Source organism: Streptomyces sp. NPDC003077 (assembly GCF_040611095.1).
Taxonomy (GTDB): Bacteria; Actinomycetota; Actinomycetes; order Streptomycetales; family Streptomycetaceae; genus Streptomyces.
Window position 1 is genome coordinate 1 of the sequence record NZ_JBEXNM010000058.1, and the last position, 17,853, is coordinate 17,853.

General features: G+C 70.5%; 17 protein-coding genes. 3 read left to right on the top strand and 14 right to left on the bottom strand.

The features are described from left to right. Positions 1-200: 200 nt before the first annotated feature. The 5 genes from ABZX96_RS29205 to ABZX96_RS29225 all read right to left on the bottom strand — a co-directional run bounded on the left by ABZX96_RS29205 (position 201) and on the right by ABZX96_RS29225 (position 6,088). Entirely contained in the window at positions 201-743 is a 543-nt protein-coding gene (locus ABZX96_RS29205; RefSeq protein WP_355550156.1) for a choice-of-anchor K domain-containing protein, read from the bottom strand. A gap of 326 nt (positions 744-1,069) precedes the next feature. Further along, entirely contained in the window at positions 1,070-1,543 is a 474-nt protein-coding gene (locus tag ABZX96_RS29210; protein ID WP_355550157.1) for a hypothetical protein, read from the bottom strand. Positions 1,544-1,678: 135 nt separating this feature from the next. Further along, complete coding sequence (locus tag ABZX96_RS29215) at positions 1,679-3,040, bottom strand: erythromycin esterase family protein (RefSeq protein WP_355550159.1); 1,362 nt, start codon at positions 3,038-3,040, stop codon at positions 1,679-1,681. Between the two features lie 443 nt (positions 3,041-3,483). Next, entirely contained in the window at positions 3,484-5,106 is a 1,623-nt protein-coding gene (locus ABZX96_RS29220; RefSeq protein WP_355550161.1) for an FAD-binding protein, read from the bottom strand. Positions 5,107-5,407: 301 nt separating this feature from the next. Then, positions 5,408-6,088 carry an SRPBCC family protein gene (locus ABZX96_RS29225; RefSeq protein ID WP_355550163.1) on the bottom strand — a complete coding sequence of 227 codons (681 nt, stop codon included), beginning with the start codon at positions 6,086-6,088 and terminating at the stop codon, positions 5,408-5,410. A gap of 218 nt (positions 6,089-6,306) precedes the next feature. Between ABZX96_RS29225 and ABZX96_RS29230 the strand changes: the two genes are divergently transcribed. Then, positions 6,307-6,966, top strand: a complete 660-nt coding sequence (locus ABZX96_RS29230) for a TetR/AcrR family transcriptional regulator (protein WP_355550164.1) — start codon at positions 6,307-6,309, stop codon at positions 6,964-6,966. Between the two features lie 37 nt (positions 6,967-7,003). Here the strand turns inward: ABZX96_RS29230 and ABZX96_RS29235 are convergent, their stop codons facing one another. The 5 genes from ABZX96_RS29235 to ABZX96_RS29255 form a co-directional block, all read right to left on the bottom strand. After that, positions 7,004-7,480: a hypothetical protein gene (locus tag ABZX96_RS29235; RefSeq protein WP_355550166.1), complete on the bottom strand. Its 477-nt coding sequence runs from the start codon at positions 7,478-7,480 to the stop codon at positions 7,004-7,006. A 134-nt stretch (positions 7,481-7,614) separates the two neighbouring features. Continuing rightward, a complete protein-coding gene (locus tag ABZX96_RS29240; protein ID WP_355550168.1) occupies positions 7,615-7,881 on the bottom strand; it encodes a DUF397 domain-containing protein in 267 nt (88 codons plus the stop codon). Between the two features lie 39 nt (positions 7,882-7,920). Further along, entirely contained in the window at positions 7,921-8,160 is a 240-nt protein-coding gene (locus tag ABZX96_RS29245; protein ID WP_355550170.1) for a DUF397 domain-containing protein, read from the bottom strand. Between the two features lie 58 nt (positions 8,161-8,218). Next, complete coding sequence (locus tag ABZX96_RS29250) at positions 8,219-8,389, bottom strand: DUF397 domain-containing protein (protein WP_355550227.1); 171 nt, start codon at positions 8,387-8,389, stop codon at positions 8,219-8,221. Beyond that, positions 8,307-9,251, bottom strand: a complete 945-nt coding sequence (locus ABZX96_RS29255; RefSeq protein WP_355550171.1) for a helix-turn-helix transcriptional regulator — start codon at positions 9,249-9,251, stop codon at positions 8,307-8,309. Before ABZX96_RS29255 ends, ABZX96_RS29250 begins: the two co-directional genes overlap by 83 nt. 115 nt (positions 9,252-9,366) lie before the next feature. Here ABZX96_RS29255 and ABZX96_RS29260 point away from each other — a divergent pair, with 115 nt between their 5' ends. Beyond that, positions 9,367-9,816: a hypothetical protein gene (locus ABZX96_RS29260; protein WP_355550172.1), complete on the top strand. Its 450-nt coding sequence runs from the start codon at positions 9,367-9,369 to the stop codon at positions 9,814-9,816. Between the two features lie 302 nt (positions 9,817-10,118). Here ABZX96_RS29260 and ABZX96_RS29265 read toward each other — a convergent pair whose 3' ends face one another. Further along, positions 10,119-10,427 (bottom strand): hypothetical protein, encoded by a 309-nt coding sequence (locus ABZX96_RS29265; RefSeq protein WP_355550174.1) that lies wholly within the window; start codon positions 10,425-10,427, stop codon positions 10,119-10,121. A 617-nt stretch (positions 10,428-11,044) separates the two neighbouring features. Further along, positions 11,045-11,848: a site-2 protease family protein gene (locus tag ABZX96_RS29270; RefSeq protein ID WP_355550176.1), complete on the bottom strand. Its 804-nt coding sequence runs from the start codon at positions 11,846-11,848 to the stop codon at positions 11,045-11,047. 128 nt (positions 11,849-11,976) lie between these two features. Here ABZX96_RS29270 and ABZX96_RS29275 point away from each other — a divergent pair, with 128 nt between their 5' ends. After that, positions 11,977-15,531 (top strand): BTAD domain-containing putative transcriptional regulator, encoded by a 3,555-nt coding sequence (locus ABZX96_RS29275; protein ID WP_355550178.1) that lies wholly within the window; start codon positions 11,977-11,979, stop codon positions 15,529-15,531. A gap of 248 nt (positions 15,532-15,779) precedes the next feature. On the opposite strand, the gene ABZX96_RS29280 is transcribed toward ABZX96_RS29275, so the two are convergent. Continuing rightward, positions 15,780-16,682 carry an ABC transporter permease gene (locus ABZX96_RS29280; RefSeq protein ID WP_355550180.1) on the bottom strand — a complete coding sequence of 301 codons (903 nt, stop codon included), beginning with the start codon at positions 16,680-16,682 and terminating at the stop codon, positions 15,780-15,782. Further along, positions 16,679-17,710: an ATP-binding cassette domain-containing protein gene (locus ABZX96_RS29285; RefSeq protein WP_355550181.1), complete on the bottom strand. Its 1,032-nt coding sequence runs from the start codon at positions 17,708-17,710 to the stop codon at positions 16,679-16,681. The genes ABZX96_RS29280 and ABZX96_RS29285 overlap by 4 nt, the downstream gene beginning before the upstream one ends. Between the last annotated feature and the right edge of the window lie 143 nt (positions 17,711-17,853).

Here is a 17,853-nt window from a genome sequence, read left to right on the forward strand (position 1 = left end):
AACACCCATTACTCTTTTTTCTTTTTTTTGTTCTTTTTTTATTTTTTGTTTTCTTTGGGACCTCCCGCTTGTCTGTGGGGCGTCGTCCTCTGGTAGCGGACCTACCAGGCGTCCCGGCCGCCTTGTGTTCCGGCCGCCCCGAACGGCGCCCCGCTCGGGCTCGGGGCGAACATCGCCGATCGGGCGCTCTGCGGCGCGCTTCAGGAACCCGGCGCCTTCACCTTCTTGATCGAGGCGAAGATCCCGGCCTTTCGCGATCCGCCCTCGGGGACATCGAAATCGGGGGACTTTATCTTGTTCGATCCCGTCCCCACCCAGAAACCGGTGATCTCCACTCCGTACGTGCCCTCGGGGAGGTACAGCACGTCATCCTTCTTGAAGTGGGGAATTTGCACCGTGTCGTGCGGGTGGGCGCTCTGGTTGGGTGTTTCCTCGTGGCGGAAATGCAAGGGGATGGTTTTGTTGGTGCCCGCTTCCTCGAAGAACACGTTGACTTCGAGGTTCACCCAGAACTGCCACTCGTCCGGCAGCGGGATCGTGTAGTTGTAATGCGTGAGCTCGCCCAGCAGGAAATCGGTTCCGTCGAGGGGCGCCGTGGTGGCGGAGCCCGCGAAGGCGTAGCCGCTCTTGACGTCGTAGGGAACGTCCCCCCACTTGATTTTGTCCGTGCCCACCCCCGTGAGCCCCGGGAGGTTGGCGTTGCTGACGCCCGTCCAGGTGCCGCTGGTCACTACGTTCAACATGGCCGGACTCGTCCTTTCCCCGTGTTCTCGGCGAGCGGCCCGCTTATCGCGCCGCTGCCGCACTCGAAAGTGTCCTGCGCACCCTATGATCGTGAAGCGGGGTGGCGGGAATGCGGAAACGAGCCAATTTCACGGCGAAATGACGCCATCTCCCGCAATTCCTTCTCCGCGTGGCCCTCGGTCTCGGCCCGGACCGAAATCCGGGGCCGAACCCGGTCCGCCAGTCGCGCGGACCGAGCCGATGCCGTCAGCCGCGAAGGCCGGACCCATCCCGTCAGCCGGGAAGCTCAGGCCCGCCCACCAGCGGCGGAGGCCAGGCCCGCCCATCAGCCCCGATGGTCGCGGAAGCGCCCGGCGAGCCAGGGCGTGAGCCCCATCAGGACGAGTTCCTTGTACGTCTCGTCGCCGGGCAGCGGCACGACCAGCCACTGACTCGGCGGGAAGAACCGGCCCTTGACGTACGCCACCCCGCCGTAGACGGACCGCAGGAACGCCGGCACGGAGTCCCGGGGCACGTCCTCGAACGTCACCCCGTCCACGGTGATCTTCGCATCGTCCTCGGGGAAGAGGTGGACGGCGACGGCGGGGGACCCGCTCACCTCGACGTACGCCTCGTGCGGCAGCGACCCGTCCGGATCGAGCACCACGAACGCCCCTGCCGCCGTACGCCGGGAGGTCTGGTCGGCGCCGATGTCGTCGCCGACCGTCAGCTCCCGGCCGTACTCCCGCGCGATCTCGCGGATCGCGGCGACGGCGGACTCGGTGGTGGGCAGGTGGGGGCGCTGCGGGAAGGCGGTCATACGGTGATCATGCCTTACGAGGACGGTATGGGGCGTTACGGGGCTTACGGGCCTTGCGGGCGGGTCCGGGGCCCGCGTACGAGGCCCGGGATCCGGCGCCTACGCGGCCCGGGCCCTACGTGCCCGGCCGCCCGCTCACCCCTCCAGCTTCTCCGCCTCCCGCACCTGGTGCAGATGGATGAGCACGTCATAGGAGCGCGCGATCGAGACGTCCGCGAGCGGATACGGGTACTGCGTCCCGAAGGCGTACGTGGGCCGCGCGCCCTCCAGCCAGACGCGCGCCGCGGCCGGGGCCGTGCGGACGTCGACGTAGTAGTCCCGGTGGCGGACCTGGTCGAGGGTGTACTCGTTCGAGCCGGGCGCCGCCGAGCCCACCGTGAACTTCTTCCACGGGCTGCCCAGACCGGCGTCCTGCGACAGGAACGAACCCCGGTCGAACGAGAAGCCGATGGGCAGGTACCTCCGGCCCAGCGCGTCGCGCAGGAAGGCCCCCTGCGACTTGGGGTATTCGACGGGGTCGTCGGACACGTACGCGACGTGGCCGTTGTGCGCCGACATCAGCATCTTGTGACCGGTGCGCTGGTGCCACCAGGTGACATTCTCGGCCATCACCTGGTCGCGGTAGCGCTGCGCGCGGGGCCGGGCCACCGGGTCGGCGAGATCGAAGGCGAGGAACGCGGCCGTCTGGGAGATGGACCGGGCGTGCTGTACCACCCACCCGAACGCGCCCCCGTTCCACCCCTTCAGGCCACTGACCAGGGTGAGGGCCCGCTGCGCGTCGGTGGCCAGCCGCTTGCGCTCCGCGATCGGCTTGCGCAGGTAGGCGAAGGCGTCGTCGAGCGGACGCAGCCCGGCGTAGAGCTCGTTGAGCCGCGGCAGCGCCTGCGGGTGGTGCCGCTCCACATAGCCCGTCACCCGCCGGAAGATGTCGTCGCCCAGCTTGGGGGCGCCGATGTCGTCGCCCATGAAGTGGACCGTGCGGTGGGGGTGGCGGCGGTTGTACTCCCGCATCCACCCGATGAGGCTCGCGAACTCCTCCCGGTCCCACGGGGAGCCGCCCAGCGTCTCCTTCGCGATCCGGCGCGCGTCCCCCTCGCCGCCCTGGAGGTACTCGTCGATCAGCAGCCCCGCGGACCAGCTCGTCTCCAGGGCGAACGTGGTGAAGCCCTTCTCCTCGACGAGGTAGCGGAAGATCCGCTCCTTCATCGCGAAGAACTCGTGCGAACCGTGCGTGGCCTCACCCAGCCCCACGACCTTGGCGCCACCGACCATCGCTCCCAGCGCGCGCAGGTCGGCCGCGCTCCCGCCCGGCTCCGTCGTCCGCAGCGGGTGGGCCACCCGCTCCAGCGCGGGAACCGGGTCGAGCCCGCCGGTCCTCTTGCCCTTCGCGATCGGCGTCGCCTGAGCCGCCGCGGGAGCCAGCAGCGCCCCGGCCGCGACCGCCGCCGTCGTCGTCATCAGCCGCCGACGGCTCATCCGCGTCCCGGTCCCAGCCATACCGCTCACCTCTCAACTCGCCCGGTCCATCGTCCGAGTTGATCGTCTCCCGAGGCACCTCCGCCGCGCCCTGGTGCCAGTCCGAGACTTGTTACGGGGGGATACCCCCCGGGCGGAGGGCGGTTGGCCCGAGCGGACGGGACGGCCAGGGGCTGGGCCCGGCAGGGACGACGGTCCCGGAAACGGCCCGTATTTCCCAGGCGCTCAGGGGCCCTCCCGCGTGGGGTGGCCGCGCGGCTTGACGGTCGTACCGTCCCGGCCCGCTGAGGCGGGGTGGTGCCCGCTCCGGACCCCCGTACCGGGGCGGGCACGTCCCGGGCGCCTCACGGCGGCCCGGAGTGTGTGCGGCCAAGGGCGCGTACGTCCGACGGAACCGGTCCCGGAGGGTGCCCCGAACCGGTCCCGGCGAGCGCTCTCGGCGCTCGTCCCCAGCGTCATTGGCGTCATTCCGGCGGGCGGATGGACAGCGCGTGGTGGAACACGTTGCGCGGGTCCCAGTGCGCTTTGACACGTTGCAGACGGGAATAGTGCTGTTTGTAGTAGAGCGTGTGCCAGGGCGTGCCCGAGGGATTCAGGGCCGGGTCGGCGAGGTCGGAGTCGGGATAGTTGATGAAGGACCCGTCGGTGACCTCGCCGGGAGCCGGAACGCCGCCGCTGTCCGCGTAAACGTCGCGGTAGAAGTCGCGGATCCAGGCCAGGCGCGGCGCGGCGGCCTCACGCGCTTCCCAGCCGACGGCATGGATCGCCTTGAGGACGGAATCCCGCTGGGCGACGGCGGTGGCGTCCGGCGCGACGGTGTTGACCTTCCCGCCGTAGGACACCAGCCACAGCGATCCGTCCACCTCCGGCTTGCTCCGATCGCCCGCCAGATGGGCGTAGACCGCGGCGATCTGCCGATCGGTGAAGCGCCTGCGCAGGTAGGCGGCCTTGCACTTGAACGGTTCCGGGGCGTTCTCCTGCACGGCGCCCGCGGCCTGCAACCACGGAACCTCCTCCTGGAGCCGGGTGGGACGCGCGCCGACGCCCTGGTTGACGGCCGCGACGTAGTCGTCCGCCAGCCGCCGCGCCGCGGGGCCGGTGCTGTCGAGCTGCCCGGTCAGGAGGATGTCGCCCGCCGCGCGGACGTTGAGCATCAGCACGCTGAAGAGGCCCGCGTACGGGGAGTCCGGCGCGCTGTTGCGCTCGTACCAGCTCCCGTGGTTGCGCACCAGGCGGCCGAAGGAAGGCTCGTCCAGGTCCTTCCACGACCAGGTGGCGTAGAAATTGGTGACGGACCCGGGCGGGCGCGGCAGCAACCGGCCCGGGTCGGCGCCGTCGGCCGCCGGATCGCGGAACCAGTAGCGCGTGACGACGCCGAAGTTGCCGCCCCCGCCGCCGGTGTGCGCCCACCACAGGTCGTGGTGCGGGTCCGAAGGCTCCCGTGTGGCCACGATCTTGCGCGCCTTTCCGGACGCGTCCACCACCACGACCTCGACGGCGTACAGGTAATCGACGGACAGGCCGTACCGGCGGGAGAGGGCGCCGTACCCGCCGCCCAGGACGTGCCCGCCGACCCCGACCTCGGCGGTGGCGCCCGCGGGAACGGTCACGCCCCAGCCCAGGTAGAGCTTGCGGTACACCTCCCCGAGGAGGGCGCCGGGCCCGACCGCGAACGCCCGCCGCCGGGCGTCGTAGGACACGTCCGCCATGGACGAGAGGTCGATGAGGACCCGTACGGACGGGTCGTCGACGAAGTTCTCGAAGCAGTGCCCGCCACTGCGGACGGCCACCCGCCGGCCCGTCCGCACCGCCTTCTGCACCGCGTCGACGACCTGATCGGCGGAGTACGCCACATGGACGTGGTCGGGCGTGCCGACGAAGCGCGCGTTGCAGCCGCGGTGGGTCAGGGACGCGTACCGCGGGTCGTCGGGACCGACCACCGTGACGGGCCCTGAGGGGAAGGGGGCCGACGTGGTGGCCCGCGCACCGTCGGCCGTGGCGACCAGTCCCGCGGCGGCCGTTCCGCCGACCGCCGCCGCGCCCGCCAGCAGACCGCGCCGCGACATCCCTGAAGTTCCCGCTGTCACCCGAACTCCTCGCTGCCTCATGGTGGTTGGCATCGTGTACCGGCTCATCGCCGGCCACTCCACCATCGGGGAACGCGTGCGGAGGGGCATCGTCCGTGGTGACCAGAGCGTGCTCCGTCCAAGGGTGCAGTGCGCACCCTCCTGGAGGAGGGTGCGCCAGGACTCCGGGTGTGCCGGTGCAGTGCGCACCCTCCTGGAGGAGGGTGCGCGGGGGCTCCGGGGGTGCCGTTTCTTCGGTCGCGACGGTGGGGTGCGCGGCGATGTCGGTTCAGTGCGGCCGGTGGTGGGCGCGGCGATCTGTTCAGTACGGCCGGTGGTGGGCGGCGGCTTCGGCGGCCGTCTTGAGGTCGCGCAGCCAGGTTTCGAGGCCCTGCCGGAGGAGCTTGGTCGCGGTCGGAACGTCCGCCTCGACCTCGGCGCCGGTGTGGGTCTCCTCCGTGCTGACGCGGACGCCGCCCTTGATCTTGGTGAAGTTCCATACGTGGACGCCGTCGATGCGCAGCCCTTCGCCGATCGCGGGCCCGGTCCAGCGGATGCACGAGTGGCGCTTGATCTGCTCGACGGTCGAGGTGATCTCCAGGCTGGTGGCGGGGGTCGAGGGATTGGGAGGCACCGGAGTCGTCCACCGGAACGCCGAACCCTTGCGGAACGGGCCGTCGTCGAGACGGTCCATGGTCGTGACGCCGGCCTGCCAGGACGGCCAGCGCTCCACGTCGGTCTGCAGCTTCCAGATGGTGCGCAGCGGGGCGTGGATCACGGTCTCGGTCCGGTGGCGGACGAGGGCGTCGGGGTCGACGCCTTTGCCGCGGCAGGTGAGGGATGTCGCGGGGTAGGAGGGGGCGGCCCCGGCCGGCGCGGCGGCGGTGCCGAGGACGGCGGTGGCGACGAGCGGGACGGTGAACAGGGCGGCGCGGGTGCGGGTGCGGGTGTGGGCGCTACGGGCGCGAGTGCTGTGGGCGCGGGTGCTGCGGGTGCCGGACATGGCGGTCCCCTCGTCTTGTCGGTTGGTTGGGTGCGCGTGGTCCGCCGAGCGCGCGTGCGCAGCCGCGCACCGCACGCCCTCCACTCCTCGCTGTGCGAGATGGCCACGCGTTCGTTAGAAGTTATAACGCCCATGCGCGGGAAGGGGCAATAGGTTGAGTGATAGCCTCTAACGCAATCTCGAAGGTGTAGCCGCACGGGCGCGGAAGGTGGCAGGTCATGGCGCAGACGGACGCGAGGACCCCCCGGGAGCGCTACCGCGCCCAGGTGCGTGCGGAGATCAAGAAGCACGCCTGGGAGCAGATCGCCACGGCGGGGGCGTCCGCGCTCTCCCTCAACGCCATCGCCAAACAGATGGGCATGAGCGGCCCCGCCCTCTACCGCTACTTCGCCGGCCGCGACGAGCTGATCACCGAACTCATCCGGGAGGCCTACCGAAGCCTCGCGGACACCGTCCGCGCGGCCTCCACCTCCACCGCCTCCACCGCCGCCGACCTGGCCGCACTAGCGCACGCCCTACGCGGCTGGGCCCTGGAGGACCCCCACCGCTACTTCCTCATCTACGGCACACCCGTTCCCGGCTACCACGCGCCCGAGGACATCACCGGCATCTCCTCGGAGATCATGTCGACGCTGCTCGACGCGTGCACGGCGCTCGCCCCGGACGGTCCCTCGGCCCGGCTCAGCCTCCACCTGCAACACCACCGCGACTGGGCCGACGGCCACCCCGCCCCACCCGCGGCACTCCACCGGGCCCTGACCTTCTGGACCCGCCTGCACGGCATCCTGTCCCTGGAACTCGCCGGCCACTTCACCAACATGGGCTTCGACCCCGCCCTGCTCTTCGCAGCCGAGCTGGATGAGCTGCTGGCGCACTGAGCGTGGCCTCGCCTCGCGGCGAACGTCCGCGGGCTCGTCAATCCCTTCGCGCGCCAACGGGCCAAAGCACGCGCGTGGCCACATTGACGTCCTTGGCGTACGCGACCACGTCGGCGGTTCCCCCGTATCCCCGGGCAGGCAACCCGTCCCAAACGGCCAGCAATTCGTCCACCATGCCGACAAGTAGCTTGCTGCCTTCCATATGAGCGTGGGAGTCGGAATCGGCAAGCCCGGTGCGGTGTACGCGCGAGGCCCGCTCCATCAGCTCGTCATAGGCGGCGTGGTGCCAGTCGGGCAGGCCGTCGCGGTACTCGTCGGCGGGCACCACGACTTCGATACGCCCACCGTGGGCGAGAACGGCTTGCGCGAACCAGGTGTCCGGGCCGTCGGCGAGGCAACTGACGCCCACCAGCGCGGATGCGCCGTACCGAGAGATCGCTTCGTTCAACTCCGCGCGCACGCGGTCGGCTACGCGGGGCGGGAGTCCGCGGTGTCCGGTGATTCCGAGCTTCATGAGGGCTCCGTCCTAAGTAGGCATCATGCGGATGCGCGTCATCCTCGTACTTTCCGTGACTTTTTTGGAGACGGCCGAGCCCTCGCCGCTCCCGGAACTCGGGCGCGACGAGGGCTCGGTGGTGCTGTGCCGGGTTAGAGGGTTCCCGTACGTACTGCGGTGATGAATTCGACGAAGGCTGCGGGCGGGAAGGCGAGGATCGGTCCGTTGGGGTGCTTGCTATCGCGTACGGGAACGGTACCGCTGGCGATCACCGCGCTGGGTGCCCATTCAACGCAGTTCCCGCCTTCCGGCCCGCTGTAGCTGCTTTTCGCCCAGTCAGTCGTGTCGAGCTCGTTTTCGTTCACGCTTGCGCCGTTCTCTCGAAGTTCCGTGCCGATGGGCTTAATCGCCACTGTCATCGGACTCGGGTACACGAAGGCCCGTTGGCGCGTGCGGGGTTACAGGGTGCCGCGCTTCACTGCGGTGACGAAGAAGGAGAATGCGGCGGACGTGAATGTGATGATCAGCCCGTCGGGGGGCTTGCTGTCACGTACGGGGATGGCGCCGGGATTACCGGGGGCGATTTCAATGCAATCGCCGCCGTTTGCCCCGCTGTAGCTGCTCTTGAGCCATTTCGTTGGGTCGGGTCCGTTCCCAGCCATGCCATACCCTTCTTTCGGGTTTTCGGTCAGACGCATCGCCCCCGCCGCTGCCGGGCCTTGGATGCGGCGGGGACTCGCTAGCGTGGTGCTGGGACTAGAGGATTTCACTGCGGACGGCGGTGATGAAGTTCTGGAATGTGGCGGGCGTGAACGTGAGAATTGGCCCGTTGGGGCGCTTGCTGTCACGTACGGGGACGACGCCGGGGATACCGGGGGCGATCTCGATGCAGTCCCCGCCGTTGTGTCCGCTGTGCGACGACTTGATCCAGATCGCCGCGCTGAAATCGTTCCTGGTCATGTTGGGCGTATCCTTCCATGATTTCGCTGATCAGAGCGGCTGATTCGTTTGTGGACATAGTGCCCGCCCACAGCTCATCGTAGTCCCGACTGTGCTGGTCATAGGCCGCTGGATCGCCATTGAAGTGCCCTCGGTCCAGCGACTCCGAGTACACCCACTTCTGCCCATCGGGCAACTGAATGAGGGTCATCGAAGTGTTGGGGCGGGTGAGTGATGGGCGGTTGAATGGCGCCACCTTCACACGGACGTTTGCGCGCTCTGAGATCGTTAGAAGATGCCGGCATTGTTCGCGCATCACGTCGGCTTCCCCTATGACGTAGCGAATGCAGCTTTCATCCAGAATGGCGACGAGCAGCGGTCCGTCAGCTTCCAGGAACCGTTGCTGTCGGCTCAGTCGGGCGCGTACGCGTTCTTCGACGGGCTCCCTGTCGGCTACCTGCTTGAACAGCGCACGGGCATAGCGCTCTGTCTGCAATATGCCTGGCACCACGTGTGTCTGGTAAATGCGGAGCGCCACAGCCTCCGCATCCATCGCTGCCCGGCGCCTGAACCAGTCGGGATGCTCGACCACCGGGTACCAGTCGATCCGGAGCCAAAGCTTTTCCAGTGCCCCGCCCGTGTTCAGCAGCTCGTCGCAACGCGCTACCAACTCGCGGGGAGGGACGCGGGTGCCCAGTTCGAAACGGCCGAGTGTGGATCGGTCGCACGGTAGCAGTGGGGCGAGCTGTTCCTGGGTAAGGCCTGCGGCTTCCCGGTAGTGCTTCAGAAGTTCTCCGAACACCTCGGCGGTGTTGGCTGTCGTACTGTCCGCGCTTTTACGTCGTCGCACGGGCTCTCCTTCGTTCCAGTTACCAGTTGGAACTTTGTGAGCGTTGTGAGGGGTGCCGCCCGTGGACAACGCTGCTTTGAGCAAAGGTAGTTGATTGGCAGCGGAGGCACATCGAATGCTGGAAAACCCGGACGACGCGCACGACGGCCAAGGGGCAAAGTTCGAACACACGTTGGCCGAGGAGCTTAAAACAGTCCTCTCCGCCCGAGGATTCACCCTCACCATCCGCCCCAGCGAAACCCCCGACGGACGACCGGGTGTAGTCATCGGCCCCATCCCGGAGGCCACCGCCCGCCGATTGCTCGCCGTCATCGGCCCGGTGCCCGCGCCCCCGTCCGCCCCCGAGGAAAAGGAACCGTTCGCGCACGTACTGCAAGCCATCGCGGAGCTGAACGCCGCGCTGTTCCGGGCGGGGATCGTGCTGCCCTCCGTGCGCGTCGACGTGGCCGCCGCGGCCTCCGGGGTGCCGCTGGTGGAGCTGGGGCGGGCGCGGCCGGACGTGGTGCGGAGCCTGGCCCTGGTGATCACGAAGGGGGCCGGAAGCAGTGACTGGCCGGCCGGGTAGTGGGGGCGAGCTCACGGAAGGAGATCTGGCCATGGACGAGGAGCGCAGGCGCGTCGGAGTGGTGGTGCGTCGTGTGTCCGGGTTCATCCTCATGGCGGCGGTCAGCGGGAGCCGCGTGTGGCGTGCCGACCCGGAGAGTGTCCGGCCGCTGACGGCGCGGGAAAAGGTCAGTGCGCACAACGGTGTTCGGGCGGCACGGACGAGGTGGCCACGGCGCTGACTCCCTATACGGGAATCAGCGGGAATCAACGGCAATCCGCTTCGCAAGGATGTCGGCAATGAGTGGGGAGGCGCGTGACCGGCTAGAAATGCTCCTCGACTTTCAGGAGCAGCAACGCCTGTCGCACTTCGGGCCATCGCACGTCATCCGCCCATCCGGCGTGGCCGCCCAGTTCCCACCAGAGCGTGTCGGCCTCGGCGATCGAGGCCCCCGTTGCTGACAGGATCTCCCGTAGGACGTCACTGCGGTCGGGGTCCAGCAGGTCGACCGTCATGCACATCAGATCGTCACTCGCACCGGATCTGGGCACCCTCTCGACGGCGGTCTCCCATAGGCGCTTGGCCAGGAGGGGACGAGAGGTTGCCCAGCCGACGATCTTTTCCGTGCTCATGGCGTTCTCCACTACAACCAACAAGGCGCCCGAATTTACGGGCGCCTTGTCTTTCGGGTTGGTCGGATCAGGTATCGAGCTGCATCAGGGCCGTATACGAGTCGTCTTCATGCTCCACCCAATGCAAACGGCTCTGCGCGGCCGGGCACGGGTCGGGGCACTGCTCGGTGCAGGAGTGATTCAACTCGTTGCGGGCCCTTGTTTTCGTGTCTTCGAACACAATGGGATTCCAGACTGCCGGGGACAGATGGCGCTCATGACGCACGCCGCGCAAATTACCCGTATCTGCTCACGGAAAAACCGGCCATCGAACCCGAACGGCCGCACGGGCCGCCGCTGACGTAGCCGGTCGTGAACCTGTCCGCGGTCATACCGGAATCCGGGGCTATTACCCGATGGGAGGGAATCGGTCACTTGGGATGGTGTGCTCGGTCCGACGCTTATCCGATATGAACTCTGGCGGCGTCGGGATGGTCTGGCCGGAATGGGTGCGCGTGCTTGCGGACAAAGGGTTTCCCGGAATGCGAAAGGACCCACCCGAGAAGTGATCGGGTGGGTCCTCGGTGGATTCCCAGGGGGAGCGAATCCGGGCGGGGACTACGGCATGGGCGGAGTCCTCAGAAGCCCTCGATCGACGGCAGGCTCGGCCCGTCCTCCCAGAAGCGGAACAGCCGCTCGCCCCAGTACGTGTCCCAGTCGCTGACGCCGAGCGCCCGCAGGATCGCGTCCACCGCGTCGAAGAAGACCCGGTTGACGTCCGGGATCCACAGCAGCGCGAAGACGGCGAGCAGGCCGAAGGGCACGAAGGGCTCCATCTGGCGGCGGGCCTTCAGCGACAGCCAGGGCTCGATGACCCCGTAACCGTCCAGGCCGGGAACCGGCAGGAAGTTGAGGATGGTCGCCGAGACCTGGAGCAGGGCGAGGAACGCCAGGGCGTACCGGAACGGCTCCGGGACCCCGTCCAGCGCGCCGAGCCAGAACGGGGCCGTGACGATCGCGGCGAACAGGGCGTTCGTCAGCGGACCGGCCGCCGAGATCAGGCTGTGCCGCCACCGGCCGTGGATCTGGCCGCGCTCGATGTAGACCGCGCCACCGGGCAGGCCGATGCCGCCCATGATGACGAAGATCACCGGCAGGACGATGCTGAGCAGGGCGTGCGTGTATTTGAAGGGGTCGAGGGTGAGGTAGCCCTTCGCGCGCACCGAGAGGTCGCCGCTGTGGAGGGCGGTGCGGGCGTGCGCGTACTCGTGCAGGCACAGCGAGACGATCCACCCGGAGACGACGAACAGGAACACGGCCAACCCGATGTTGGCCGCGAGCTTCCCCGTCCAGACGGCCCAGCCCGTCACCGCCATGACGGCGACGATCGCGAGGAAGACGGGACTGACGCGATGGTCCGTCCGACGGGCGGCGGTACTCATGGTGGGACGCTCCAGGGTTGGTTCGGGCAGGTCATGACCGTATCCGGAGCGTGACGGCGTCGCGTAATCGAAACGTCGGGCCCGGGCGGCGGCCGAAAGGGCATACGAGCGTGCAGGACAATGGTGGGGTGCGCTACGCGATTCTCGGCACTGCTCAGGCCCACCGAAGCGACGGGACGCCCGTCGACCTCGGTGGCGCGCGCCTGCGCGCCCTGCTCACCGCGCTGGCGCTGCGCCCGGGGCGGACGCTGAGCGCGGACCTGCTGATCAGCGACGTCTGGGGTGGCGACCCGCCCGCCGACGCCATCGGCGCGCTGCAAGCGCTGGTCGGCCGGCTGCGCCGGGCCGTCGGGCGGGAGGCGGTCGCCTTCGTCCACGGCGGCTACCGGCTCTGCGCGGAGCCGGAGGATGTGGACCTGCACCGGTTCGAGCGGCTGGCGGGCGAGGGCGCGGCGGCGCTGGCCGACGAGGACCCCGAGAAGGCCGCCGTCCTCCTGGACGACGCCCTCGCGCTGTGGCGCGGTCCGGCGCTGGCCGACCTGCCCGAGGCGGTGGGCGAGGCGGCGGGCGCGGAGCGCGGGCGCCTGGAGGCCCGGCGGCTGCGGCTGGCGGCCGAGGTCGCCGTCGGCCGCCCGGAGCAGGCGCTGCCCACGCTCGTCACCCTGTGCCAGGAGCACCCCCTCGACGAGCCCCTTCAGGCGCTGCGGCTGCGAGCGCTGCGCGCCGCGGGCCGCACGGCCGAGGCGCTCGCGGCGTACGCGGCGCTGCGCGCCGACCTCGCCGACCGGCTCGGCGCCGAACCCGGCCCTGAGCTGCGGGAACTGCATGCCGAGCTGCTGGCGGCGACGGATGCGCCGGAGGGTGCGGAGGTGCCGGGGCGCGCGGAAGCGCCGGGTGCCGTGAACGCGCCGGGTGCCGTGGCGGCGTCGGGCGCACCCGGTGCCGCGAGCGCGTACGGTGCCACGGGTGAGCCCGGTGCCATGGGCGGACCCGAGGTCGCGGGCGGGTCCGAGGCCGCGAACGGGGCCGTGAACGGGGCCGCGAACGCGTCCGGCCTCGCGGCCCGACCTGCCGCCACGTACGGATCCGAGCACCCCTCCGAACGCGTCAAGAAGGAGCCCGCCCCGTCCCCCACCCGCCCCCCGCACGGCAACCTGCGCCGCCGGACGACCTCCTTCGTCGGCCGGGACGCCGAACTGGGCGCGCTGCGCGAGGACTTGGCGCGGCACCGGCTCGTGACGCTGCTGGGCGCGGGCGGGTCCGGGAAGACCCGTCTGTCGCAGGAGGGGGCGGAGAGTGCCGCGCTGGCGGCGCCGGACGCCTGGCCGCACGGGGTGTGGTTCGCCGAGCTGGCGCCGGTGGACGACCCGCGCAACGTGCCCGACGCGGTGCTCACCGCCCTCGGGGCCCGCGAGACCGTGGTCCTGGCCAGCGCCGCCGAAGGGCTGCGGGCCGCCGCCGACCCGGCCCTCCGCGACCCGCTCCGGCGGCTCGTCGAACACTGCGTGAACCAGCGGATGCTGCTCGTCCTGGACAACTGCGAGCACGTCATCGGCGCCGCCGCCGAACTCGCCGAACGGCTGCTGGCCGAGTGCCCCGGCGTCACCGTCCTCGCGACCAGCCGGGAACCGCTCGCGGTCCCGGGCGAGGTGCTCTGGCCCGTCGAACCGCTGCCCGACCCCGTGGCGCTGCGGCTGCTCGCGGACCGGGGGGCCGCGGCATCCCCCGGGTTCCGCGTCGAGGACGACCCGGCGGCATGCGCCGAGATCTGCCACCGTCTGGACGGCCTGCCGCTGGCCATCGAACTGGCCGCGGCCCGGCTGCGGCTGCTGACGCCGCGCGAGCTCGCGGACCGGCTCGACGACCGGTTCCGGCTGCTGACCAGCGGCAGCCGCACCGTCCTGCCCCGGCAGCAGACGCTGCGCGCGGTGGTGGACTGGTCCTGGGACCTGCTGGACGCTCCCGAGCGCGCCGTGCTGCGCCGCCTGGCGGTCTTCTCCGGCGGCTGCGACCTGGCCGCGGCGGAGGAGGTGTGCGCGGGGGACGGCGTGGACGCGCGCGACGTGGCCGGGCTGCTCGGCTCCCTCATCGACAAATCGCTGGTCGTGGCCGCGCCCGCGGGCGACGGCCGGATGCGCTACCGGCTGCTGGAGACGGTGGGGGAGTACGCGGCCGAGCGGCTGGACGAGGCGGCCGAGCGGTCCGCCGTCGAGCGCCGCCACCTCGTCGCGTACCGCGAACTCGCCCGCACCTCCGACCCGTTGTCGCGCGGACGCCGGCAGCGGGAGTGCCTGCGGCGGCTGGAACTGGAGCACGACAACCTGCGGACCGCGCTGCGCCGCGCCGTCGCGGACGAGGACGAGCACGAGGCGCTGTGCCTGGTGCTCTCGCTCCAGTGGTTCTGGATGCTGCGGGACCATCGCGCGGACGCCCGCGCCTGGGCGACGGCCGCCGCCGAGCTGGGGCCCGACCCCTTCGCGCCGCCCGTCGAACCGGCTCCGCCGCTCCACGACCGCCCCATCGACGCGCCGCCGCCCATGGCCCCCGAGCAGCTCCAGGAGGCGCGCCGCGGGGTCCGGCTGGTCGCGCTGGCCGCCATGGACGACGATCTCCGGGCGATGCAGGACCCGGACCGGCAGGAGCAGCTCCGGGGCATTCGGGCCGCCTACCGCGGCGGCCTGCCGCAGACCTGCAAGATGCCGGGGGCCATGTGGTACTTCGCGGTGCTGGTCACCGGGTCGGTGCACGACGTGGACCAGGTGATCGGCGAGGCGGAGGCCGCCTGCCGCGCGCTCGGTTACGAATGGGAGCTGGCCTTCGTCCTGCAATTGCGCGCCAAGTTCGCCAACAACCGCGCGGAGGGGCCGGAGCGGACCCGGCGCGACGTGGACGAGGCACTGGAGATCTTCGAGCGTCTCGGTGACGTCTGGGGAGCCGCCGAGGCGCTGGCCGGGCGCGGCGAGACCCGCGAGAAACGTGGCGAGTACGCGCTCGCGGCGGAGGACTACCGCGCGGCGATGCGCTACGCCGAGGAACTGGACGCGCACAGCCAGACCGTGGTGCTGCGGACCCGGCTGGGCGGCATCCTGCTGGAGGACGGGCAGGAGGAGGCGGGGGAGCGGCTGCTCCGCGAGGTCCTGGCGGAGACCAGCGAACACCGGAGCGGAAACGAGGCCGTCCCGTTCGCCCACATGGCGCTCGCGTCGTGGCTGACGTGCGTGGGACGGACGGCCGAGGCGCGCGTCCACCTAGACGAGATGGAGGCCTGGCTCGGCCCGCGCGTACCCGACCTCTTCCTGGGCGTCATCACGGTGGTGCGGGTCGCGCTCGACCTGGAGGACGGGCGGCACGCCACGCTGCTGCCCGATCTGCGCGGGGCGCTGGAAAAGCTGGGCGACCCGCTCATGGAGCTCCTCGACCCGGATTTCCTGCCGGCCCAGTTCCTGCTGGGTGCGCGGGCGCTGCTGGCCGTCCACGGGGAACGGGCCGGCCGGGACGCGGCGCGACTGGTCGGCGCGTACGACGCGCTGCGGGCGATCGCCCACCACCAGCCGCGCATCATCCGGCAGAGCCGGGAACGGGCGGAGGCGGACGCCCGCCGGGCGCTGGGCGACGCGGAGTACGAGCGGGCATACGCCAAGGGCGGCGGCCTCTCTCGCGAAGAGGCCACCGCCCTCATCTGACGCGCGCCGGGCGAGGAAACGCGTCAGGCCCGGGAGCACGGCGAGACGCCACGCACCGATCAGGCCGTCCCGCGCATCGTCGGCCGGGTCTTCCGTCGGGACGTCGATCAGCTCGTCGTCGCGCAGGGCGTCGACCAGCTCACCCCGTAGAACACCGGCCAGGTCTTCCGGCGGAACGTCGATCAGCTCGCCCCGTAGAAGCCCGATCAGGTCTTCCGGCGGAATCAGCTCGTTCCCCAGAACCCCGATCAGGTCTTCCGGCGGAACTTCGATATCGCCAGCGGGGCCGTGACGGCCGTGATGATCACCGTCCACATCAGGGTCATCAGGACCGGGTGGGCCACCGCACCCTGCCCGTTCATGAGCGCCCGGGCCGCGTCCGCGAGGTTGGACAGCGGGTTGTACTTGGTGAACGCCTCCAGCCAGCCCGGCATCGACCCGGGCGGGGCGAAGATCGAGGAACCGAACTGCAGCGGCATCAGCACCAGGAACCCGAGGCCCTGCACCGCCTGCGGCGTCTTCACGGACAGCCCGATCAGCATGAAGATCCAGGTCAGCGCGGAGCCGAAGAGCAGCGTCAGACCGACGGCCGCCAGCAGCTCGCCCGGCCCCGTCTTGAGGTCGAAGCCGATGAGGAAGGCGACGAGCAGCAGCACCACCGTGGAGACCAGCATCCGCCCGGCTTCCACGACCAGCTTCGCGATCAGGACCGACGACCGGGCGATCGGCATCGTACGGAAGCGGTCCATCACCCCCTTGTTGAAGTCGTCGTTGACGCCGGAGCCGACCGACATGGCGATGTTCAGCCCGCCCATGGCCATCAGCCCGGGGATGATGTAGTTGACGTAGATGTCGCGCCCGGCGCCCGAACCGCCGGTGCCCATGCTGCCGCCCACCGCGCCGCCGAAGACGTACACGAACAGCAGGGCGAAGACGATCGGCATCAGCAGGGCGTCGAACATCGACTCCGGGTTCTGCTTGATCTGCAGGGCGTTCCGGCGCACCAGGGCACCGATGTGCCGGAGATTGGCCCGCAGGCCGATGCGCCCCTCGTCGGCGCCCGCCCTGCCCGGCCCGCCCGGCGTGCGGGACGGGCCCGCGGCGGTCGGCCCCGGCGCGGTCTTCGTCGGTGTCGTTGTCGTCGCGGTCATGCGGCGGCCTCCTCGTACGGCTGGTCCCGTGCGGCGTCCCGGCCGTTCTCGGAACCGCTGCTCTTCTGGCCCGTGAGCGCCAGGAACACCTCGTCCAGGCTGGGCAGGTGGGTGTTGATCGCGGCGAGCGCGAAGCCGCGGTCACCGAGCACGTTGACCACGGAGGTCAGCTGCTCGTCACTGATGATCGGGACGTTGACCACGCCCTCCTCGTGATCCGCGGTGGCGCCGCCGACCCCGTCCAGACCGGCCTGCGCGAGGGCGCCGACCATGCGGTCCAGCTCCCCGGCCAGCGCCGGCCGTATCTGGAGCGTCCGGCCGCCCACCTTGGCCTTGAGCTCGTGCACCCGGCCCTCGGCGATCACCCGGCCGCGGTCGATGACCGTCAGCTCGTGCGCGAGCTGCTCGGCCTCCTCCATGTACTGGGTGGTCAGCAGAACGGTCGCGCCGTCCCGGACCATGCGCTGGACCTCGTCCCACACCTCGTTGCGGGTGCGCGGATCGAGGCCCGTGGTGGGCTCGTCCAGATACAGCACGGCCGGGCGGCCGATCATCGAGGCGGCCAGGTCCAGCCGGCGGCGCATACCCCCGGAGTACTTGGCCGCGGGCCGCTTGGCGGCCTCCGTCAGGGAGAACCGCTCCAGCAGCTCGTCCGCACGGCCGCGGGCCTCCTTGCGGGAGAGGTCGAGCAAGCGCCCGATCATGTAGAGGTTCTCCCAGCCGGACAGCTTCTCGTCGACCGAGGCGTACTGACCGGTGAGCCCGATCTTGCGGCGCAGCGCGCGCGGCTGGCGCACCACGTCATACCCGGCCACGGTGGCGGTGCCCGCGTCCGGGACCAGGAGCGTGGACAGGCAGCGGACGAGCGTCGTCTTGCCCGCGCCGTTCGGCCCGAGCACGCCCAGGACCGTGCCTTCCCGTACTTCGAGGTCCACCCCGTCGACGGCCTTCACCGCACCGAAGTGCTTGACCAGCCCGCGGACCTCTACGGCGTTCCCGACGCCGCTGGGTACTGTCTTTCGCGTCATGAACCCAAGGTGACAGCTGCCACTGACAACGCACCGACGAGCCACCGACAGGGTGCCGACGGGCCCGCCGACGCGGCGTGGCCGCTGTCGGCGGGCGACGGCCGGGGCCGGGGCGCGGGCGAGCAGCCGGGGCTGCGGGCGGG